The sequence below is a fragment of the Rhodococcus sp. Eu-32 genome (assembly GCF_003336925.1).
Classification (GTDB): Bacteria; Actinomycetota; Actinomycetes; order Mycobacteriales; family Mycobacteriaceae; genus Rhodococcoides; species Rhodococcoides kyotonensis_B.
In genome coordinates, this window is the sequence record NZ_QGNK01000005.1 from 252,360 (window position 1) to 273,491 (window position 21,132).

Consider the following 21,132-nt stretch of genomic DNA (forward strand, 5'->3'; position numbering starts at 1 on the left):
ACAGAAGGAACTCGATACATGACGAACCCCGGCTGGGGTGGCGCGCCCGGCGATCAGCCCACCCCACCTCAGTCGAGGTGCGTTCGGCATCCCGATCGACCCACGGGTCTTGCCTGCTCGCGTTGTGGCAGACCCGCCTGCCCGGACTGCCTGCGCCCGGCAGCGGTCGGTCAGCACTGTGTCGACTGCATTCAGGCCGCCAACCGGTCGGCCGCGCCGGTGCGTACCGTCGTCGGCGCGCCTGCGTCGTCCAGGTACGGCCTGGTCACGTACATCATCATGGGCCTCAACGTGCTGGCCTTCGCGGTCACCGCCGCACAGTCCGGCTCGTTGATGGAGAACACTCGCGGGTCCGCGCTTTTCCAGCAGTGGGCCCTGTACGCGCCTCTGGTCGCCACCGGCGACGTCCAGCGCGTCATCGGTAGCGGATTCCTGCACTACGGGCCCATCCACCTGCTCGTGAACATGTTCGCGCTGTACATCATCGGTCGCGATCTCGAAGCGATCCTCGGTAAGGCCCGCTACGTCGCGGTGTACGTCGTGTCGCTGCTCGGCGGCAGCGCGTCGGTACTGGTCCTCGAGTCGCCCGGCGCCGTCACGGTGGGTGCGTCGGGTGCGATCTTCGGTCTTCTGGGTGCTCAGGCCGTCGTGCTGCTGCGGCTGAAGCGCAGCCCGACGCCGGTTCTGGTCATCATCGGTCTCAACATCGTCATCAGCATCTCGATCCCGGGGATCTCGCTGTGGGGACACATGGGCGGGCTCGTGGCAGGAGCCGCCGCTACCGCAGCCGTCGTGTTTCTGCCGAGCCGCACGCGGTCGCCGAAGGTGGCGTGGGCGGGAGTTGCCGCGGTTGCGGTCGTCGCGCTGGCGATCATCGCGGTGCGCATCCTCGACATCCGTGCCCAGATGGGTATCTAGAACCGACGTCTACGACGCTTCGCGCGCCGCGGGAGCGTTGATCTCCGTCCACACCTCGTCGAGCGACAGGCCGAGGACGTCGGCGATGGCCGCGATGGTCGGGAACGCGGGCGTCGCGACCCGGCCCGATTCGATCTTCCTCAGAGTTTCCGGTGACACCCCTGCATCGAGGGCGGTCTCGAGCATCGAACGAGAGCCTCGAGCTCGACGCAGGAGGGAGCCGAGACGCTGACCTCGCTCGACCTCCACGGGTGTGAGTGGCAACCTGACCATGTCGCCAATACTAATACCGGGATAATATGACCGGGATAGTTATTGGTTTCACGAGGAAGGCGCCCCATGATCGAGATTCTGAGTCCCAGCCAGCTGCCGCAGGCGAGGAAGGCAGGCGCGTTCGTCGCCGAGATCCTGCAGACGATGAAGCAACGGGCCACCGTCGGAACCAACCTGCTGGACATCGACCGGTGGACGAAAGAGATGATTCTGGGCGCGGGCGCCGAGTCCTGCTACGTCGACTATGCGCCGTCGTTCGGCCGCGGACCGTTCGGGCACTACATCTGCACCGGGGTGAACGACGCTGTGCTGCACGGCAAGCCGCACGACTACACGCTTGCCGACGGCGATCTGCTGTCCCTCGATCTGGCCGTGATCACCGGCGGTCTCGCTGCCGATTCCGCGATCAGTTTCATCGTGGGCGACGCGCGACCTGCGGAGAGCGTCGCGCTGATCGACGCGACCGAACGCGCACTCGCCGCAGGTATCGCGGCCGCGGGGCCGGGGGCGCGCATGGGAGACGTCTCGCATGCCATCGGAACCGTGCTTCACGACGCGGGATACTCGGTCAACACCGAATTCGGTGGTCACGGCATCGGGTCGACGATGCATCAGGATCCGCACGTGTCGAACACCGGACGCCCCGGTCGTGGATACACGCTCCGACCGGGACTTCTTCTCGCGCTGGAGCCGTGGGTCATGGTGGACACCGACGAACTGGTCACCGACGACGACGGCTGGACTCTGCGTAGCGCGACCGGGTGCCGGACCGCACACAGCGAGCACACGATCGCCATCACCGACGACGGCGTGGAAGTGCTCACCCGCATCTAACGATGCGGTGGCACGAACCCGTTTTGCTCGAGTGCGTCGTACACGTCCCGTGGATCGGCGCCGAGGTCCCAACGACCGAGGATGACGAGCCGGTCGTCGTCCTCGCCGGCTCGGCGGAGATCGAGCTCGAGCATCGGGATGCGTCGACCCAGGCGTGGGTAGCGGACGAGCTTGATCCGGCTGACCTCGTCGGCTCGGTAGGTGTGCACCCCCGACAGACGCTTCATCGCCAACGATCCACCGTCTATCCACAGCCGCGGCCGCTGGAACGCTGCCAATCCGGCGATTATCCACAGGCCGAGGGCCGCAGCCGACACGAGAAATCGACCGGCAGGATCGACATCTGTGACGAACGCGACGATGACCAGCACGAATCCGCCGACCGCGAGTGCGATCACTGCCGCCATCGGCGTCGCCCAGGACAAGTTGTGCACATCCTGTGGATGGTTCGACGACTTATCCACAGTAATTATCCACATTGTTAGTGAATGACATGTGTGTAACTAGGCGGGAGCGTCCCGCCGTCATCGCCACCGCATGGTCATGACGAGCCCGACGACCATGAATCCGAAACCGATCAGGAAGTTCCACGCACCGAGTGCGTCCATCCACGGAAGGTTCTCGGCAGCGAGGTAGTAGACGAGCAGCCACAGAAGCCCTACCAGCATCAATCCGAGCATCACCGACACGTAGAGGGTGCTGGACGGGCCCGCTTTCACGGAGCCGGGCGTGTGGGTCGCCGGGGCGACCGTGTAGTCCTTCTTCTTGCGAACCTTCGATTTGGGCACGGGTGAACCCCTTCGTCGTCGTTGCTCGCTGACGTCGTCTCGCCTGTGGACAACCATGGGACAGACTGTGGACAACGCCTGTGCGCGCGAGCGGGTAGCGTCTGCTTGCGAAGAGAGCGTCGCACGTGGCGATACTCGTCCAGTACACGCTAGCGCAGGACTTTCTCTGGGGAGAGCACCGGACTTTCGACATGACCGACCATCACCGACAGCGTCCGACGGACCGCGTCTGGCAGATCATGGTGGTCGTCGTGTGCGTCGTGACCGGAATCCTGCTCGCGACGACCAGGCAGATCTCCGCGGGTGACGAAATCCGCAGGTCGGACACGACCCGGGTGTCGGACCTCGTACGGGGCGCGCAGAGCAGCACCGACGAAGCCGAGGCCGCCCGCGCCGAGCTGACGCGTCGGCTCGAGGAGTTGCAGAGTTCGGCCGGTTCACGAGACGCCGAGGTGGGCGACGCCCTCGCGCAGTCCGACGCGCTGGGCTTGCACCCCGAGTCGGGCGCGGGCGTCGTCGTCACGCTGACCGACGCGTCGCGCGGCGCCGACGGCCGTTACGCGACCGACGCGAGACCTGACGACCTCGTCGTTCATCAACAGGACGTTCAGAGCGTATTGAACGCGCTGTGGACCGGGGGCGCGTCGGCGATCGCGATGCAGGACCAACGGATCGTCAGCGAGATCGCACCCAGATGCATCGGGAACACGCTGTTGCTCGGTGGCCGCACCTACAGTCCGCCGTACGTCGTCACCGCCCTCGGCGATCCTCGAAGACTGACGGCGGCCCTCGACAACGACCGGGGCGTCCGCGTGTACCAGCAGTACGCGCAGCGGTACGGGCTCGGATACGAGGCGAGATCGGCGGACGAGCTCTCGGTGCCGGGCTACACGGGTGTCGTCCGGACGCGGTTCGCTCAGCCTGTGAGGTGACGTCGGCTCGTGCCGAGCGGCTCGCCTATCCTTGCCCTATGCGCATCCTGGTCGTCGACAACTACGACAGCTTCGTCTTCAACCTCGTGCAGTACCTCGGGCAGCTGGGGGTCGACGCGACGGTGTGGCGCAACGACGACGACCGGCTCGCCGACCGCGACGCCGTCGCCGAGGAGTTCGACGGCATTCTGCTGAGCCCGGGACCGGGTACGCCGCAGCGAGCGGGCGCGACGATGGACCTGGTCGAAGCTGCGGCGAAAGCACGCACGCCTCTGCTCGGGGTGTGCCTCGGCCACCAGGCGATCGGTGCTGCATTCGGCGGTACCGTCGACCGTGCACCCGAGTTGCTGCACGGCAAGACCAGCAAGGTTCATCATTCGGGCGAAGGCGTGCTGGCCGGCCTGGAGGAACCGTTCACCGCGACGCGGTATCACTCGCTGACGGTTCTGGCCGACACCGTTCCCGACGTTCTCGAAGTCACCGGCCGCACCGATACAGGGTTGGTCATGGCGATGCGTCACCGCGAGCTGCCGATACACGGTGTCCAGTTCCACCCCGAGTCGATCCTCACCGAGGGCGGTCACCGGATGCTGGCGAACTGGCTCGCGGTGTGCGGCATGGAGCTGGACGACGGTCTGGTGCGTGAGCTCGAGGCGCAGGTCGCGAGTGCGGCTGCGCCACCCGTGCGTGCTTAGTTGGCCCAGGTTCCAACTATTCGCGCACGGCCGGGAGTGGAGCCTGCAGGAACGACCCATCGAGGCGGCGAAGCCGGGAGTGGAGCCTGCAGGAACGACCCATCGAGGCGGCGAAGCCGGGAGTGGAGCCTGCAGGAACGACCCATCGAGGCCGCGAAGCGCACTATCGCGGCGGAATTCCGAGAGTGCCGACGCTGATGCTCAGGCTTTGCTGCTTCGTGATCTCCGACCCGGCGGGCTCGGCCTGATTGACGACCTTGCCGACGAGCGTCGGGTCGAGCGTGCTCTGGTTCGTCGAGGTGATGCTCGAGCTGGTACCCGTCCATCCGGCGGCCTCGAGCGCATCCCGTGCCTGCGACGGCGTCAGTCCGAGTAGGTCCGGCATCGGGATCTTGTCGCCGTTGGACACGCGCAGGGTGATCGTGTCGCCGTCCGTGGCATTCGATCCACCCGTGGGCGACGTCGACACGACCTGCCCGGCGGGCTGACTAGAGTCGATGTTCTCGACCTGCACCTTGAATCCGGCGCCTTCGATGTTCGGCTGTGCCACCTCGAGCTGTTGTCCGACGACGTCGGGCACGCGAACCTGAGCCGGCCCGCTTCCGAGCGTCACTCGAACCGCGGAACCGACCGTGATACTCACACCGGACGACGGGTTCTGGTCGACGACCTTGTCCAGGTTCTCCGGCGTCGACGTTGCTCGCCCGACGTTTCCGTCGAGTTCGAGCCCGAGCGCGGACAGGGCCTGTGCGGCTTGCTGTTGCGTCTTGCCGTTCAGCTGCGGTACCTGCACCTGCTCCGGGCCCGTCGACACTTCGAGGTTGACGGTGCTCTTCGAGTCGACCTGGGAGCCGGCGCCCGGCCGCGTCGTGATGACGTTGCCTGCGGGAACGGTCGCGTCGGCCTTCTCCTGGATGGCGACGCGCAGATCCGCCTCGAGCAGCCGCGATTCGGCGTCGGACGAGGACAGGTTGGTGACGTCGGGAATGGACACGCGGTCCGGACTCGATCCGGGACCGAGCGACCACAGGAACGCGCCGACGATGCCGATGACGACGACTGCGGCGAGGGTGAACAATGCGATACGGAGTCCGCGTCGCTTCGGCTGATCGTCACGGCCGTCGGAGTGCCGTCCCCCGGACGTCGACACGGCCCGCGATTCGGAGCTGTGCGACGAACGCGAATCCATCGAGCCGAGGATCGTCGTGCGGTCCTCGTCGTTCATGACCGTGGGCGCGCTCGGCCGCTGCCCACCGAGAACACGGACGAGGTCGGTCCGCATCTCGGCGGCGGTCTGATACCGGTTCGCCGGGTTCTTCGCCATCGCCTTCAAGATGATGGAGTCCAGCTCGCGCGGCACCGACGGGTTGACGCGCGACGGCAGCTGCGGATCCTCGCGGACGTGCTGGTACGCGACGGCGACGGGTGAGTCACCCTTGAACGGCGGCTCGCCGGTGAGCACCTCGTACAGGACGCAGCCGAGGGAGTAGACGTCGGAACGCGCGTCGACCTGCTCGCCTCTGGCCTGCTCGGGCGACAGATACTGTGCCGTGCCGATCACCGCGGCGGTCTGCGTCATCGGGCTCGAGCTGTCGGCGATGGCTCGGGCGATGCCGAAGTCCATCACCTTGACCGCGCCCGCGTTGTTGATCATCACGTTCGCGGGTTTGACGTCGCGGTGCACGATGCCGTTGCGATGGCTGAAGTCGAGCGCGGCACAGACGTCGGCGATCACTTCCATCGCACGACGCGGTGCCATCGGGCCTTCCGCGCGCACGATGTCGCGCAGGGTGTGCCCGTCCACGTACTCCATGACGATGAACGGCAGCGGACCGGCTTCGGTTTCGGCCTCACCGGTGTCGTACACGGCGACGATGGCCGGGTGGTTGAGTGCTGCTGCGTTCTGAGCTTCACGTCGGAATCGCAGGTAGAACGTAGGGTCACGCGCGAGATCGGCACGCAGAACCTTGATGGCGACGTCGCGATCCAGTCGTTCGTCGCGCGCCAGATGGACCTCGGACATGCCACCGAAGCCGAGAATCTCGCCCAGCTCGTACCGGGATGAGAGATTGCGGGGAGTCGTCATCGCTGTCCTTGTCGATCTGGCATGAAGGGGTTCGAGGGTTCCTCGCCCTGGCTGTCCTCGTCGCCTGCGCCCGGCAGCCCGGGCAACGTGAAGCTGGGCAAGGTGAAGCCGCCACCCGTCGTGGTCGTCGGAGCAGCTGTCGTCGTCGGCGGCTGCGTCGTCGTGGTGGGTTCGGGTGTGGTGGTGGTCGGCTCGGGGGTGGTGGTCGTCGGTTCCGCAGTCGTGGTAGTCGGCCGTGTGGTCGGCGGCTCGGTCGTCGGTTCGACGGTGGTCGTCGTGGTCGTAGGCCGTGCGGTGGTCGACGTCGGCGGCGTGAACGGGGCGGGCGTGTCGTCACGCCCGTTCAACAGGACGAACCCACCGATCAGCAGCGCGAGAACGAGCAGCCCGGCACCGCCCCACGCGAGCGCCTTCTGCGCACTCGTCATGCCGGACTTCTCGTCCGGCGGCGGTGTGACCGCCGCGCCGGTCTGCGGTCCCGAGTACTGGTTCTGCGACGTCGGCATCATCTGCGTACTGCTGGGTGCTACGACACCGGGCATCATCACGCGTCCGGTTCCCGGTCCCCGCCCGTTTCCGGGGGCGGGTGGGCGACGGCCCGCGCGGACGGCGGCCACGGCGTCGGCGAACTCGCCGCCGTTGGAGTAGCGCGCGACGGGATCCTTGGCCATCGTGATCTCGATGAGCTCGCGCACGTGCGGCGGAAGGTCGGTCGGGAGCGGCGCAGGCATCTCGCGGACGTGCTTCATCGCCACCGTCAGGGCGCCTTCGCCGGTGAACGGCCGCGATCCCGACAACGCCTCGTAGCCGACGGCACCGAGCGAATAGACATCGCTGGCCGCGGTCGCTTCGCTGCCGAGAGCCTGCTCGGGTGCGATGTACTGGGCCGTGCCCATGACCATGCCGGTCTTGGTGACGGGTGATGCGTCGACGGCCTTCGCGATACCGAAGTCGGTGATCTTCACCTGCCCTGCCGGCGTGATCATGATGTTGCCGGGCTTGACGTCGCGGTGCACGACGCCCGTGGAGTGCGCGACCTGCAGCGCGCGTCCGGTCTGCTCGAGCATGTCGAGGGCATGACCGAGCGGCAGTCGGCCGACGCGTCCCAGCACCGCGTTGAGCGGTTCTCCGTTGACGAGTTCCATGACGAGGTAAGCGAGCGACTCGCCTGCTTCGTCCCTGGTCTCGCCGTAGTCGTAGACGCCTGCGATGCCGGAGTGGTTGAGCTGGGCGGTCGTTCGCGCCTCGAACCGGAACCGCTGCAGGAATTCCGGATCCTCGGAGAACTCGGCCTTGAGGACCTTGACGGCGACCTTACGGTCCAGCCTGGTGTCCATCGCTTCCCAGACCTGACCCATGCCACCCGTGGCGATGAGTCGGATCAGTCGGTAGCGCTGTGCGATCAGTGCACCGTTGCTCAACGGCATGACGTCACCTCCCCTGCAATCCGGCCGCGATGACGGCGCGTCCCACCGGGGCGGCCACCGAGCCACCCGTCGCGGCGAGTGCCCGGTCGCCGCCGTCCTCGACAATGACGGCAATCGCGATCTTGGGGTTGTCGGCAGGTGCGAACCCGATGTACCACGCGTGCGGAGGCGTGTTCCTCGGGTCGGTGCCGTGCTCGGCCGTTCCGGTCTTCGACGCGATCTGCACGCCGGGGATCTTGCCTTCGGATCCGGCGTTGTTCTCGGCGCCGACCATCAACGACGTCAGCGTCGCAGCAGTCTCGGGGCTGATCGCCTGCCCTTCGGACTGCGGCGTCGTCGTCGCCAGATCCGACAGGTCGGGGGACTGCAGTTGCGCGACCATGTGCGGTGCCATGCGGACTCCGCCGTTGGCGACGGTCGCCGCGATGATCGCGTCCTGCAACGGCGTCAGCGCCACGTCGCGCTGGCCGATGCTCGTCTGGCCCAGGGCGGCGTCGTCGGGAATCGAACCGATCGTGCTGTCTGCGACGGGCAGCGGTACGGACGTCGTCTCGGAACCGATGCCGAATGCCGACGCCGTGTCGCGCAACGCGTCGGCACCCGTCTTGATGCCGAGCTCCACGAAGGCGGTGTTGCACGACCGGGCGAACGCTTCCCGCAGCGACGCGGTCGGTGCACCGCCACACGTGCTGCCGTTGTAGTTCTCGAGGGTCGTCTCGGTACCGGGCAGCGTGATGTTCGGTGCGGCGGTGAGCTGATCGTCCGGCGTCGCGCCCTCTTCGAGTGCCGCAGCGGTGACCAGAACCTTGAACGTCGAACCCGGCGGGTACGTCGCCGAGATCGCGCGATTGAGCAGCGGCTTGTCCGGGTCGGCGTTGAGCGCGTCCCACGCTGCCGTCGTCTGCTCGCCGTCGTGGCTGGCGAGGGTGTTCGGGTCGTAACTGGGTGTCGACGCCATCGCGAGGATGTTGCCGGTCGACGGCTCGATCGCGACGACGGAACCGGTGTATCCGCGCGAGGTCAGCTGGTCGTACGCGACCTGTTGGACGACGGGATCGATCGTGGTGACGACGTTGCCACCTCGAGGATCGCGACCGGAAATCAGATCGAACAGTCGACGGCCGAACAGGCGGTCGTCGGATCCGTTGAGCACCTCGTCCTCGCTGCGTTCGAGTCCGCTGCTCGAGAACAGCATCGAGTAGAAGCCGGTGACCGGAGCGTTGGCCAACGGGCTGGACGTCGACAGCGGGTTCGGCGGGTACGTGCGCAGGTACTTGTAGCGGTCGTCGGTGGCGACGGACGCGGCGAGCACCTGACCGCCTGCCGAGATCTGCCCGCGCTGGCGGGAGTACTCGTCGAGAAGGACGCGAGAGTTTCGCGGGTCGCTGCGCAGATCGTCCGCCTTGATGACCTGCAGATAGGTCGCGTTCGCGAGAAGTGCGACGACCATCACCATGACGGCGATGGAGACGCGCCGGAGGGGAGTGTTCACTTGCGCTTCACCATCTCGGTCGGTGCGTCGGCGATCGGCGCGGCCGGAGCCGGCTTCTTCTTCGGCGTCGCGGGCTCACGGGCGGCGTCGGAAATCTTGATCAGAAGCGCGAGCAGCAGATAGTTGGCGAGCAGAGACGATCCTCCATAGGACAGATACGGCGTCGTCAGGCCGGTCAGCGGGATGAGCTTGGTGACGCCGCCGACGACGACGAACAGCTGTATGGCGATGGTGAACGACAGGCCCGCGGCCAGCAGTTTGCCGAAGCTGTCGCGAACGGCGAGGGCGGTTCGCAGGCCACGGATGATGAAGACCAGGTACAGGATCAGCACGGCCGCGAGACCGATCAGACCGAGCTCCTCGCCGACGGTGGCGATGATGAAGTCGGTCTTCGCGAACGGCACCTGCGACGGCCGTCCGCTGCCAAGACCCGTGCCCGCGAGGCCACCGGTCGCGAAGCTGAACATCGACTGCACGATCTGATAACCGGTGTCGTTGTAGTCGTCGAACGGGTGCAGCCACGTGTCGGTACGGATCTTGACGTGGCCGAACACCTGGTACGCGAACAGGAATCCGACGAGGAGCAACCCGAAGCCGATGATCAACCAGCCGACACGTTCGGTCGCGATGTAGATCATGACCAGCACCGTGCCGAAGATCAGCAGCGACGTGCCCAGGTCCTTCTCGAACACGAGAACGCCGACCGACACGATCCACACCAGCAGGATCGGGCCCAGGTCGCGTGCACGCGGGAAGTCCATGCCGAGGACGTGTTTGCCTGCCGTGGTGAACAGTTCACGCTTGGCGACGAGGAGCGACGCGAAGAAGATCAGCAGCAGGATCTTCGCGAACTCACCGGGCTGAAGACTGAAGCCGGGCAACCGAATCCAGATCTTCGATCCGTTGACCTCGGAGAACGCCGACGGCAGGATCGCGGGGATGGCCAGCAACACCAGGCCGGCGAGCCCGACGGTGTAGCTGTAGCGAGCCAACGTGCGGTAGTCGCGCAACAGAACGAGCAGGGCGATGAAACCTGCGATCGCCAGCGTCGTCCACAGCACCTGCTGGGTCGCGTCGGGCGACGGAATCTCCTGTCCCAGATAGGCGGCCGTCTGTTGATCCGCCAGATCGAGTCGATGGATCAACACGAGGCCGAGTCCGTTCAGCAGCGCCACGATGGGCAGCAACAACGGATCCGCGTAGGGCGCGAACCGACGAACGGCCAAGTGCGCCACGGAGACCAACGCGAGGTAGGCGAGTCCGTACTTCGCGATGTCCCACGTGATGGTCTGTTCCTGGCTCGCCTCGACCAGAATCAACGACAGCGTCGTGATCAGGACCGCGGCACCGAGAAGCAGCAACTCCACGTTGCGACGGTTCGACTGCACCGGAGCAGGAGCGAATCCTCCCGGTGGACTCGGAAACGACGCGCCCACAGATGGATTGGAACTCATCCGGTACCGGCCCTGCAGTTCTGACCCGCCACCTGAGGCACCGAGGGAGTGGGTTCGACGGTCGTGACCGGCGGCTGCGGTGCCTCCGGCGCCGGCGGAGCATCCGTGGTCGGAACCACGGGAGGTGCCCCGGGTTCCGGCGTCGTCACCGGCTGGTTCGGGGTGGGTGTCGGCGTCGACGTTGCGGTGGTCGCCTCGCACGGAGGCAACAGATCACCATCGGCGAGGCGATACATCTGACCGTTCGCGTCCTCGAGCCGTCCCGACGGCAGTCCGGCGCGAACCTGTTCGCGCGCAGCCGGTGCCAAGTCGTCGATCTCGAAGGCGTCGCAGTCGCTCGGCGCGGTGTCCGGCGCCGTCAACGTCAACGCGCCCTCGGCGTCGAGGCAGCCGATGGTGTGTACGGACTGCAGCGAGTAGCCCAGGATGGATCCGGGCACGCCGCGCAGCACGGCGACGCGGCCCGTGTCCTCGCCGACGTAGTAGTTGTTTCGGATCAGCGTGTTGGCGACGAACGCGCCGCCCACGAGCAGCGCGACGACGGCGAGCGCGACGAGAGTCCACCGCAGCTTGTGCGACTTCTTCTCGGGCTCGGGTGGGGGCGTCGTGATCCGCTTGGGTGTCGCGCGGGGAGGCCGCATCGCCGCGGCGCGTCCCGCAGCGGTGTTGGGGGGAGGGGAGTCCTCTTCGTCCTCGGTGCTGGCAGCGCCGCCGAGGATCGGGTGGCTCTGCCCGTAGTCGAGGTCGATGACGTCGGCGACGACGACCGTCACGTTGTCCGGTCCACCGCTGCGCAGCGCGAGTTCGATGAGGCGGTCGGCGCATTCACCGGAGTCGCCCTCGTTCATCGTGTTCTCGATGGTCTCGTCGCTGACCACGTCGGACAGGCCGTCGGAGCACAGGAGGTAACGGTCCCCGGCTCGGACCTCGCGCACGGTGAGCGTCGGCTCGATTTCGTTGCCGGTCAACGCGCGCATGATCAACGACCGCTGCGGATGCGTGTGCGCCTGTTCCGGAGTGATGCGTCCCTCGTCGACGAGCGATTGCACGAACGTGTCGTCGCGGGTGATCTGCGTCAGCTTCTTCTCGCGCAACATGTAGGCACGGGAGTCGCCGATCTGCACGAGCCCGATCTTCTTGCCCGCGAACAGAATTGCGGTCAGGGTCGTACCCATGCCGTCGAGCTCTGGCTCGTCCTCGACCTGGTCGGCTATGGACGCGTTGCCTTCTCGCGTCGCGGCCTCGAGCTTGCCGAGCAGATCGTCGCCCGGTTCGTCGTCGTCGAGATGCGCCAGCGCGGCGATCATCAACTGCGACGCGACCTCGCCTGCCGCATGGCCGCCCATACCGTCGGCGAGCGCCAACAGGCGCGCACCGGCATAGACGGAATCTTCGTTGTTCGAACGGACCAGTCCGCGATCGCTGCGGGCCGCATAGCGGAGTACCAGAGTCACGGGCGCAGCTCGATCACGGTCTTGCCGACGCGCACCGGCGTGCCCAGCGGAACGCGGACGGCGGTGGTGACCTTGGCGCGATCCAGGTAGGTGCCGTTGGTCGAGCCGAGATCCTCGACGTACCAGTCGCCGCCGCGCGGCGACAGGCGAGCATGACGGGTCGACGCGTAATCGTCGGTCAGCACGAGCGTCGAGTCGTCGGCTCGGCCGATCAGAACCGGCTGCGTACCGAGTGAAATGCGGGTTCCGGCGAGACCGCCCTGCGTCACCACGAGATTCTTGGCAACCTTCTGCTTGGAGAACGACGGGAGCACCTTCGAGCCACCCGTGTACCGCGCGGGCATCCGCATGCCGGACGCTGCGTAGATGTCGCTACGAAGGGTCCGGAGGACGGCCCAGACGAAGAACCACAGCAACAGTAGAAAGCCTGCTCGGGTCAGCTGCAGAATCAAGCCCTGCACAGCCGTCCACCTCCTTCGCCACCATCTTGTTCGTTCACGGTGAGACGAGCCCCGAATACGGCCCCCGTGGCCGTGCCCTTCGTGCGGACACGGCATCTCACGCAGCATCCTAGGGTGAAGCTGCGTGTGGAGATCACCATACTGGTGGGGCCGTTTAAACGATGCGGACCAAGATCTCGGAGTGTCCGGCGCGGATGACGTCGCCGTCGGCGAGCTGCCAGTCCTGTACCGGGGCGCCGTTGACGGTCGTGCCGTTGGTCGAGCCGAGATCCGACAGCATCGCGACGCGTCCGTCCCATCGAATTTCCACGTGGCGACGGGACACGCCGGTGTCGGGCAGGCGGAACTGGGCGTCCTGGCCGCGGCCGATGATGTTCTGGCCGTCGCGTAGCTGGAAGTAGCGGCCGCTGCCGTCCTCGAGCTGCAGCGTCGCCGTCAAGCCCTGGCTGTCGCCGTACGTGGGCTCGTCGTAGCGGTAGCCGCCCTGCTGGTAGCCGCCCTGCGGCTGCGGCGGGTAGTCGTACGACGGCTGCTGCTGGTAGCCCTGGCGTCCCTGCTGGTCGTAGCGCTGACCGTCGTAGGCCTGCTGATCGTAGTTCTGGTCCGAGTACGCCTGCTGGCCGTAGCCCTGGTCGGCGTAACCCTGGTCCGAGTAGGCCTGCTGGCCGTAGTTCTGCTCCGGGTACGCCTGCTGGCCGTAGCCCTGGTCGGCGTAGTTCTGGTCGGAGTAGGCCTGCTGGCCGTACGCCTGCTGGTCGTAACCCTGCTCGTAGGAGCCCTGGTCGTACGACTGCGGGTCGTAGCGATCGTCCTGAGGCGCGTTGCCCGGGTACGGCGTGCCGTTGCGGTAGCCCTGGTCGCGTCCCTGCGCGTCGTAGCCGTTCTGCTGCGCGTACCGCGGATCCTGCCCGGGTGCCGGGTAGCCGCCACGACTCCGCGGATCCTGGCGAGAGCCGTCGGCCGGATCGCGGTTGGGGTCGTAGCCTGGGTTCTGCGTCATGGGGCCGGCTCCTGATGTCGACTGGGGTGGGGCTGACGGGCGCGGAGGTCGTGCGGTTGCAGTCGGTGATCGTCCCACATCGGGATCGACCGAACCACTGGCCCGGAACTGTCCGGTGTGCAGAGTGGGTGACGGTTCGAATCTGACTGCCACGTCGCCGTACGTCTGCCAGCCCTGATCTCGGATGTAATCGCCGAGGTGACGGGAGAATGCCTTCACCGTCAGATCTCGGTCGGCAGCCAGTTCGTCGTGATCGGAACTGTTGATGGTGATCACATAGCTGTTCGGTGCGAGGTAATGGCCACTCTCGAGCTGTGTGACTCGATCCGACGCCTCCTGCTGAAGCGCGGCTTCCACTTCTTGCGGAACCACACCGCCGCCGAACACGCGGGCGAACACGTCACCGACCGCTCCCTGCAACTTTCGCTCGAAGCGCTGGACAATGCCCATGGGTGACCTCTCCTCCCGGTCTCGATCCTCCTGTGACCGACGAGCGCGTGTCGGCTCGAGGTCGTCGTTCAAGCATGATATACGTTGCCGGTTGCCGGGCGTCGCCGCCGATGGGCTGGTAACGACGCGATTTCATCGCTGCCGGATGTGCGTGTTAGTGTTTTCGACGTCGCCCGGGCGGGTGGCGGAATGGCAGACGCGCTGGCTTCAGGTGCCAGTGTCCTTCGGGACGTGGGGGTTCAAGTCCCCCTCCGCCCACAACACTGGCCGCAGCTGATTCGATCGCTGCGGCCAGTTGTCATTTCCGGGGTTGTCCACAGCCCGCCGGTTCATACCCCCGGTGCGAGCCCGGCAAACTCCGCCTTCTCCCACGAACGCACGTGCCTGTGCGACGCGGCGGAACCACAGGTGTGTAATTTCCCCAAATCCCGCCCACGAGCGTGGATCTCGGTGCGCGTGGACCCCCGTGGGAGTAGTTTCCGTGCCGAGGGTGGTTACGACGCATGCATTTTCGAGCGCAGGGGGGCGCTATGAGCGACGTGAGAAATCACGAAACACCAGGTAGAGGGCCTGAATAGGTATACCTAATTTGCGAGGTGGGCTAGGTACTGACTTATCGTTTGTGGTTGGACCGGCGTACCCGATGCCCGATCCGCCCGTACGACGCTGCGAACTACACCGGAGCCCACCCGCTCGAGGTTAGTCGAAGATCGTCGATCCGGGGGTGCTGCTTCAACGGCGAACGGCACCGAAGAGCCGTCCGCGACGGCCGGCAATTCGTGCCGAGCCGATCCGACGTACTTGAAGGCTGGACTTATCCGAAGGCTAGGTATGAAGCACACTCCGGGCCCGCAAGGCCTCTACGACCCCCGTAACGAGCACGACTCCTGTGGTGTCGCGTTCGTCGTGGACATGCATGGTCGTCGTAGTCGAGACATCGTCGAGAAGGCCATCACCGCGCTGGTCAATCTCGAACATCGGGGCGCCGCCGGCTCCGAGCCGAACACCGGTGACGGCGCCGGAATCCTCATCCAGGTACCGGACGCCTTCTTCCGTGCCGTTGTCGATTTCGAGCTGCCCGCCGAAGGCGCGTACGCCACCGGAGTTGCGTTCCTGCCGCAGGGCAAGAAGGACGCTGCGCGTGCGTGCGACGACGTGGCTCGAATCGTCGAGGACGAGGGCATGCAGGTCCTCGGCTGGCGTGAGGTCCCCACCGACGACTCCTCCCTCGGTGCACTTGCGCGCGACGCGATGCCGACGTTCCGTCAGTTGTTCTTCGCCGCCCCCGACCGCTCCGTTACGGACCTGGAACTCGAGCGCCGCGCTTTCGTGATTCGCAAGCGCATCGAGCACGAGCTCGGTGAAGAGGGTGCAGGCAAGGACGTTCCCGGTCGCGAGACCGTCTACTTCCCGTCGCTGTCGTCGCAGACGTTCGTCTACAAGGGCATGCTGACGACGCCACAGCTCAAGGGCTTCTACCTGGATCTGCAGGACGATCGGCTCGAGAGTGCTCTCGGTCTGGTCCACTCCCGCTTCTCCACCAACACGTTCCCGTCCTGGCCGCTGGCGCACCCGTTCCGACGCGTCGCCCACAACGGCGAGATCAACACCGCTACCGGTAACGAGAACTGGATGCGCGCTCGCGAGGCTCTGATCGCCTCCGACGTGTTCGGCGGTTCCGAGGCGCTCGAGAAGATCTTCCCCGTCGTCACCCACGGTGCCAGTGACACCGCTCGGTTCGACGAGGTCCTCGAGCTGCTGCACCTCGGCGGACGCAGCCTGCCGCACGCGGTCCTGATGATGATTCCCGAGGCCTGGGAGCGTCACGAGTCCATGGACCCCGCTCGTCGGGCGTTCTACCAGTACCACTCGTCGCTCATGGAGCCGTGGGACGGACCTGCATCGGTCTGCTTCACCGACGGCACCGTCATCGGCGCGGTTCTCGACCGAAACGGCTTGCGCCCCAGCCGGTTGTGGGTCACCGAGGACGGCCTCGTCGTCATGGCGTCCGAGGTCGGCGTCCTCGATATCGATCCGGCGAAGGTCGTCAAGAAGGTCCGTCTGCAGCCCGGTCGCATGTTCCTCGTGGACACCGCGCAGGGACGCATCGTCTCCGACGACGAGATCAAGGACGAGCTCGCTGCCGAGCATCCGTACCAGCAGTGGCTCGACGAGGGGCTGACCTCGATCGACGATCTGCCGGATCGCCCGCACGTGCACATGCCGCACGACCGCGTCCTCATCCGTCAGCAGATCTTCGGCTACACCACCGAGGAGCTGAACGTCCTCGTCTCGCCGATGGCGAAGACCGGTGCCGAGGCAATCGGTTCGATGGGAACCGACACCCCGATCGCCGTCCTGTCGGCGCGCCCGCGCATGCTGTTCGACTACTTCTCGCAGCTGTTCGCGCAGGTCACCAACCCGCCGCTCGACGCGATCCGCGAAGAGATCGTCACCAGTCTCGGTGGCACCATCGGACCCGAGGGCGACCTGCTCAACCCGGGCCCCGACGCGTGCAAGCAGATCGTGCTTCCTCAGCCGATCCTGCACAACGACGATCTGGCCAAGCTCGTTCACATCAACGACGACGGCACCCAGGACGAACTGCGTTCGGTCGTGGTGCGTGGTCTGTACCCCGTCGCCGAGGGTGGTGAAGGACTCCGGAAGTCGTTGGAGGCCATCCGTTCTCAGGTGTCTGCCGCGATCTCCGGTGGCGCACGCATCATCGTGCTGTCCGACCGCGAGTCGAGCGAGAAGCTCGCGCCGATCCCGTCGCTGCTGCTGACCTCGGCCGTGCACCATCACCTGGTTCGCGAGAAGACGCGCACCAAGGTCGGTCTGATCATCGAGTCCGGTGACGCCCGCGAGGTGCACCACATGGCTCTGCTCATCGGTTTCGGTGCGGCAGCGGTCAACCCGTACATGGCCTTCGAGTCCATCGAGGACATGATCGAGCGCGGCGCACTCACCGGCATCGAGTTCGACAAGGCTGTCGCCAACTACATCAAGGCAGCAGGCAAGGGTGTCCTGAAGGTGATGTCCAAGATGGGCATCTCGACGCTCGCGTCGTACACCGGTGCGCAGCTGTTCCAGGTCATCGGCCTGTCGCAGGAGCTCGTCGACGAGTACTTCACCGGCCTCAACAGCCACCTGGGCGGCATCGACCTGGAGCAGGTCGCGCAGGACGTCGCCACGCGCCACGGCGTCGCGTACCTGGAGAACCGCCAGGAGCGTGCTCACCGCGAGCTCGAGACCGGTGGCGAATACCAGTGGCGTCGGGAAGGTGAGTACCACCTCTTCAACCCCGACACCGTGTTCAAGCTGCAGCACTCCACTCGCACGGGTCAGTACGACATCTTCAAGGAATACACGAAGATGGTCGACGACCAGTCCGAGCGTCTCGCGTCGCTGCGTGGCCTGTTCCGTTTCAAGACCGAAGAGCGCCAGCCGATTTCGATCGACGAGGTCGAACCGGCATCGGAGATCGTCAAGCGCTTCTCGACGGGTGCGATGAGCTACGGCTCCATCTCGGCCGAGGCGCACGAGACCCTCGCCATCGCGATGAATCGCCTTGGTGGACGGTCGAACTCGGGTGAGGGCGGCGAGGACGTCTCGCGCTTCGAGCCGGAGGAGAACGGCGACTGGCGACGCAGTGCCATCAAGCAGGTCGCGTCGGGACGCTTCGGTGTCACCTCGCACTACTTGACCAACTGCACCGACATCCAGATCAAGATGGCGCAGGGAGCGAAGCCCGGTGAGGGCGGCCAGCTTCCGGCGCACAAGGTGTACCCGTGGGTCGCCGAGGTTCGGCACTCGACGCCCGGCGTCGGCCTGATCTCGCCGCCGCCGCACCACGACATCTACTCGATCGAGGATCTCGCGCAGCTGATCCACGACCTGAAGAACGCCAACCCCGAGGCACGCATCCACGTGAAGCTGGTCTCCGAGGTCGGCGTCGGAACCGTCGCAGCAGGTGTCTCGAAGGCGCACGCCGACGTCGTCCTGATCTCCGGTCACGACGGTGGCACGGGAGCCACGCCGCTGACGTCGGTCAAGCACGCCGGTGGACCCTGGGAGCTCGGCCTCGCCGAGACTCAGCAGACGTTGCTGCTCAACGGACTTCGCGACCGCATCGTCGTCCAGGTCGACGGCCAGCTCAAGACCGGTCGCGACGTCATGGTTGCCGCACTGCTCGGTGGTGAGGAGTTCGGTTTCGCCACAGCACCTCTCGTCGTGTCGGGCTGCATCATGATGCGCGTCTGCCACCTCGACACCTGCCCGGTGGGTGTCGCGACGCAGAACCCCGTGCTGCGCAAGCGTTTCGCGGGCAAGCCGGAGTTCGTCGAGAACTTCTTCATGTTCATCGCAGAAGAGGTTCGCGAGCTCCTCGCGGAGCTCGGCTTCCGCACGCTGAACGAGGCCATCGGCCAGGTCCAGCTGCTCGACACGACCGCTGCCAAGGAAGCGTGGAAGGCGTCGAAGCTCGATCTGTCGCCGATCCTCGACGAGGTCGAGTCCGCGTTCATGAACCAGGACCTCTACAACACGGGCGTCCAGGATCACGGACTCGAGAAGGCTCTCGACCAGCAGCTCATCGTCCAGAGCCGTAACGCTCTCGACAAGGGCGAGAAGGTCACGTTCGAAATCAAGATCACGAACGTCAACCGCACGGTCGGCACCATGCTCGGACACGAGCTGACCAAGGCGTACGGCGGAGTCGGCCTGCCCGACAACACGATCGACATCACGTTCACCGGTTCGGCGGGCAACAGCTTCGGTGCCTTCGTTCCGTCGGGCATGACCCTGCGCCTGCACGGCGACGCCAACGACTTCGTCGGCAAGGGTCTGTCGGGTGGACGCATAATCGTGCGCCCGTCGCTGAACGCTCCCGAGGGCTTCGTCGCCGAGGACAACATCATCGGTGGCAACGTCTTCCTGTTCGGTGCGACGCAGGGTGAGGCTCTCATCCGCGGTGTCGTCGGCGAGCGTTTCGCAGTCCGTAACTCCGGTGCGGTGGCCGTCGTCGAGGGCGTCGGCGACCACGGTTGCGAGTACATGACCGGCGGCAAGGTCGTCATTCTCGGTGAGACGGGACGCAACTTCGGCGCCGGTATGTCCGGTGGCGTGGCGTTCGTGTTCGACCCGAACAAGACGTTCGAGGCCAACCTGAACACCGAGCTGGTCGACATCGAGGAGCTCGAAGGCGACGAGTTCACGTGGCTCAAGGACATCGTCACCCGTCACCACGAGGAAACGGGATCCGCAGTCGCAGAACGCATCCTGGCGGACTGGTCACAGCAGGTGAACCATTTCGTGAAGGTCATGCCGCGCGACTACAAGAAGGTACTGCTTGCCATCTCCGAGGCCGAGAAGTCGGGCGCGGACGTGGACGAGGCGATCATGGAGGCAGCTCGTGGGTGACCCACAGGGATTTCTGAAGAACACCGTCCGCGAACTGCCGAAGCGTCGGCCGGTCGACCTGCGTCTGATGGACTGGAAAGAGGTCTACGAGGACTTCTCGAAGGACACCCTGCGGACACAGGCCAGCCGCTGCATGGACTGCGGAATTCCGTTCTGCCACAACGGTTGCCCCCTCGGTAACCTGATCCCCGAGTGGAACGACCTGGTCTACAAGGATCGCTGGCGCGAGAGCATCGACCGTCTGCACGCGACCAACAACTTCCCGGAGTTCACCGGTCGGTTGTGCCCGGCGCCGTGTGAGGCGTCGTGCGTCCTGGGCATCAACCAGGATCCGGTCACCATCAAGCAGGTCGAGGTCGAGATCATCGACAAGGCGTTCGAGGAAGGCTGGGTCGCTCCGGTCTACCCGACGCATCTGACCGGCAAGACGGTCGCCGTCGTCGGTTCCGGTCCCGCGGGATTGGCTGCGGCACAGCAGCTCACGCGCGCCGGCCACACCGTCACGGTGTTCGAGCGTGCCGACCGCATCGGTGGTCTGCTGCGCTACGGCATTCCCGAGTTCAAGATGGAGAAGCGCCACATCGACCGCCGTCTGGCTCAGATGGAGGCCGAGGGCACGGTGTTCCGTACCGGCGTCAACGTCGGTGTCGACATCACCGCCGACGAGCTGCGCGCACAGTTCGACGCCGTCGTGCTGTCCGGTGGTGCCACCGCGTGGCGCGACCTGCCGATCGAAGGCCGCGAGCTCGAGGGCATCTACCAGGCGATGGAGTTCCTGCCGCACGCCAACCGTGTGCAGCAGGGCGACTACGCCGAGCCGCCCGTGTCGGCCAAGGGCAAGAAGGTCGTCATCATCGGTGGCGGTGACACCGGTGCCGACTGCCTCGGCACGTCGCACCGTCAGGGTGCCGAGAGTGTCCACCAGTTCGAGATCATGGCTCGGCCGCCTGCCGAGCGCGCCACCTCGACGCCGTGGCCGATGTACCCGCTGATGTTCCGCGTCGCGTCTGCGCACGAGGAAGGCGGCGAGCGCGTGTTCTCCGTCAACACCGAGCGTTTCGTCGGCAAGGACGGCAAGATCACCGCGCTCGAGGCGCACGAGGTCGAGTTCAAGGGCGGCAAGTTCGAGAAGGTCGAGGGTAGCGAGTTCACGCTCGAGGCCGATCTCGTCCTGCTGGCGATGGGCTTCGTCGGACCGGAGAAGCCGGGTCTGCTCACCGATCTCGGTGTCGATCTGAACGAGCGCGGCAATGTCAAGCGCACGAACGAATGGGCAACCAACGTCGACGGCGTCTTCGTCGCCGGTGACATGGGCCGTGGCCAGTCGCTCATCGTGTGGGCGATCGCCGAAGGTCGTTCCTGCGCAGCAGCTGTCGACACGTTCCTGCAGGGTGCAACGGCGCTCCCCGCGCCGATCGTGCCGACGCAGGCGCCGCAGCGGTAGTTT

The 21,132-nt window shown here is 66.0% G+C and carries 16 protein-coding genes and 1 tRNA gene; 7 read left to right on the forward strand and 10 right to left on the reverse strand.

Annotated elements, in window-relative coordinates; genetic code table 11:
* Nucleotides 1–18 precede the first annotated feature (18 nt).
* Nucleotides 19–918: a rhomboid family intramembrane serine protease gene (locus tag DK926_RS08745; protein ID WP_114330075.1), complete on the forward strand. Its 900-nt coding sequence runs from the start codon at nt 19–21 to the stop codon at nt 916–918.
* A gap of 9 nt (nt 919–927) precedes the next feature.
* Here the strand turns inward: DK926_RS08745 and DK926_RS08750 are convergent, their stop codons facing one another.
* Complete coding sequence (locus DK926_RS08750; protein WP_068429672.1) at nt 928–1,191, reverse strand: helix-turn-helix transcriptional regulator; 264 nt, start codon at nt 1,189–1,191, stop codon at nt 928–930.
* Nucleotides 1,192–1,257: 66 nt separating this feature from the next.
* Here DK926_RS08750 and map point away from each other — a divergent pair, with 66 nt between their 5' ends.
* A complete protein-coding gene (map, locus tag DK926_RS08755; protein ID WP_114330076.1) occupies nt 1,258–2,025 on the forward strand; it encodes a type I methionyl aminopeptidase in 768 nt (255 codons plus the stop codon).
* Here the strand turns inward: map and DK926_RS08760 are convergent.
* Entirely contained in the window at nt 2,022–2,504 is a 483-nt protein-coding gene (locus DK926_RS08760) for a PH domain-containing protein (protein ID WP_207890777.1), read from the reverse strand. The genes map and DK926_RS08760 overlap by 4 nt on opposite strands.
* 45 nt (nt 2,505–2,549) lie before the next feature.
* Nucleotides 2,550–2,813, reverse strand: coding sequence for a cell division protein CrgA (crgA, locus tag DK926_RS08765; protein WP_114330078.1), 264 nt, complete (start codon nt 2,811–2,813; stop codon nt 2,550–2,552).
* A gap of 191 nt (nt 2,814–3,004) precedes the next feature.
* Here crgA and DK926_RS08770 point away from each other — a divergent pair, with 191 nt between their 5' ends.
* Together DK926_RS08770 and DK926_RS08775 are read left to right on the forward strand one after the other, a co-directional pair.
* Complete coding sequence (locus DK926_RS08770) at nt 3,005–3,745, forward strand: DUF881 domain-containing protein (protein WP_114330079.1); 741 nt, start codon at nt 3,005–3,007, stop codon at nt 3,743–3,745.
* A 38-nt stretch (nt 3,746–3,783) separates the two neighbouring features.
* Nucleotides 3,784–4,440, forward strand: coding sequence for an aminodeoxychorismate/anthranilate synthase component II (locus DK926_RS08775; protein ID WP_114330080.1), 657 nt, complete (start codon nt 3,784–3,786; stop codon nt 4,438–4,440).
* A gap of 163 nt (nt 4,441–4,603) precedes the next feature.
* Here the strand turns inward: DK926_RS08775 and pknB are convergent, their stop codons facing one another.
* The 7 genes from pknB to DK926_RS08810 all read right to left on the reverse strand — a co-directional run bounded on the left by pknB (nt 4,604) and on the right by DK926_RS08810 (nt 14,264).
* Nucleotides 4,604–6,526 (reverse strand): Stk1 family PASTA domain-containing Ser/Thr kinase, encoded by a 1,923-nt coding sequence (gene pknB, locus DK926_RS08780; protein WP_114330081.1) that lies wholly within the window; start codon nt 6,524–6,526, stop codon nt 4,604–4,606.
* Nucleotides 6,523–7,953 carry a serine/threonine-protein kinase gene (locus DK926_RS08785; protein WP_114330082.1) on the reverse strand — a complete coding sequence of 477 codons (1,431 nt, stop codon included), beginning with the start codon at nt 7,951–7,953 and terminating at the stop codon, nt 6,523–6,525. Before DK926_RS08785 ends, pknB begins: the two co-directional genes overlap by 4 nt.
* A gap of 4 nt (nt 7,954–7,957) precedes the next feature.
* Nucleotides 7,958–9,445, reverse strand: coding sequence for a penicillin-binding protein 2 (locus DK926_RS08790; RefSeq protein WP_068429687.1), 1,488 nt, complete (start codon nt 9,443–9,445; stop codon nt 7,958–7,960).
* Nucleotides 9,442–10,899: an FtsW/RodA/SpoVE family cell cycle protein gene (locus tag DK926_RS08795; RefSeq protein ID WP_068429689.1), complete on the reverse strand. Its 1,458-nt coding sequence runs from the start codon at nt 10,897–10,899 to the stop codon at nt 9,442–9,444. Before DK926_RS08795 ends, DK926_RS08790 begins: the two co-directional genes overlap by 4 nt.
* A complete protein-coding gene (locus DK926_RS08800) occupies nt 10,896–12,353 on the reverse strand; it encodes a PP2C family serine/threonine-protein phosphatase (protein ID WP_114330083.1) in 1,458 nt (485 codons plus the stop codon). The genes DK926_RS08795 and DK926_RS08800 overlap by 4 nt, the downstream gene beginning before the upstream one ends.
* Nucleotides 12,350–12,814 carry an FHA domain-containing protein gene (locus DK926_RS08805; RefSeq protein ID WP_068429692.1) on the reverse strand — a complete coding sequence of 155 codons (465 nt, stop codon included), beginning with the start codon at nt 12,812–12,814 and terminating at the stop codon, nt 12,350–12,352. Before DK926_RS08805 ends, DK926_RS08800 begins: the two co-directional genes overlap by 4 nt.
* A gap of 154 nt (nt 12,815–12,968) precedes the next feature.
* Nucleotides 12,969–14,264, reverse strand: coding sequence for a DUF3662 and FHA domain-containing protein (locus tag DK926_RS08810; RefSeq protein WP_114330084.1), 1,296 nt, complete (start codon nt 14,262–14,264; stop codon nt 12,969–12,971).
* 175 nt (nt 14,265–14,439) lie between these two features.
* On the opposite strand from DK926_RS08810, the gene DK926_RS08815 reads away from it, so the two are divergent.
* The 3 genes from DK926_RS08815 to DK926_RS08825 all read left to right on the forward strand — a co-directional run bounded on the left by DK926_RS08815 (nt 14,440) and on the right by DK926_RS08825 (nt 21,129).
* Nucleotides 14,440–14,522: transfer RNA gene (locus tag DK926_RS08815), tRNA-Leu, on the forward strand.
* Nucleotides 14,523–15,095: 573 nt separating this feature from the next.
* On the forward strand, nt 15,096–19,685 hold the full coding sequence (gene gltB, locus DK926_RS08820) for a glutamate synthase large subunit (RefSeq protein WP_114330085.1): 4,590 nt from the start codon (nt 15,096–15,098) through the stop codon (nt 19,683–19,685).
* Nucleotides 19,678–21,129, forward strand: coding sequence for a glutamate synthase subunit beta (locus DK926_RS08825; RefSeq protein WP_114330086.1), 1,452 nt, complete (start codon nt 19,678–19,680; stop codon nt 21,127–21,129). The genes gltB and DK926_RS08825 overlap by 8 nt, the downstream gene beginning before the upstream one ends.
* The last annotated feature ends 3 nt before the right edge of the window (nt 21,130–21,132 follow it).

What these genes read in the sequence shown, in the direction of transcription:
- gltB (WP_114330085.1), top strand. Translation starts at nt 15,096, where the DNA reads ATGAAGCACACTCCGGGCCCGCAAGGCCTCTACGACCCCCGTAACGAG.
- map (WP_114330076.1), top strand. Translation starts at nt 1,258, where the DNA reads ATGATCGAGATTCTGAGTCCCAGCCAGCTGCCGCAGGCGAGGAAGGCA.
- DK926_RS08785 (WP_114330082.1), bottom strand. Translation starts at nt 7,953, where the DNA reads ATGCCGTTGAGCAACGGTGCACTGATCGCACAGCGCTACCGACTGATC.
- DK926_RS08750 (WP_068429672.1), bottom strand. Translation starts at nt 1,191, where the DNA reads ATGGTCAGGTTGCCACTCACACCCGTGGAGGTCGAGCGAGGTCAGCGT.
- DK926_RS08745 (WP_114330075.1), top strand. Translation starts at nt 19, where the DNA reads ATGACGAACCCCGGCTGGGGTGGCGCGCCCGGCGATCAGCCCACCCCA.
- DK926_RS08810 (WP_114330084.1), bottom strand. Translation starts at nt 14,264, where the DNA reads ATGGGCATTGTCCAGCGCTTCGAGCGAAAGTTGCAGGGAGCGGTCGGT.
- DK926_RS08795 (WP_068429689.1), bottom strand. Translation starts at nt 10,899, where the DNA reads ATGAGTTCCAATCCATCTGTGGGCGCGTCGTTTCCGAGTCCACCGGGA.
- DK926_RS08770 (WP_114330079.1), top strand. Translation starts at nt 3,005, where the DNA reads ATGACCGACCATCACCGACAGCGTCCGACGGACCGCGTCTGGCAGATC.
- DK926_RS08775 (WP_114330080.1), top strand. Translation starts at nt 3,784, where the DNA reads ATGCGCATCCTGGTCGTCGACAACTACGACAGCTTCGTCTTCAACCTC.
- pknB (WP_114330081.1), bottom strand. Translation starts at nt 6,526, where the DNA reads ATGACGACTCCCCGCAATCTCTCATCCCGGTACGAGCTGGGCGAGATT.
- DK926_RS08760 (WP_207890777.1), bottom strand. Translation starts at nt 2,504, where the DNA reads ATGTGGATAATTACTGTGGATAAGTCGTCGAACCATCCACAGGATGTG.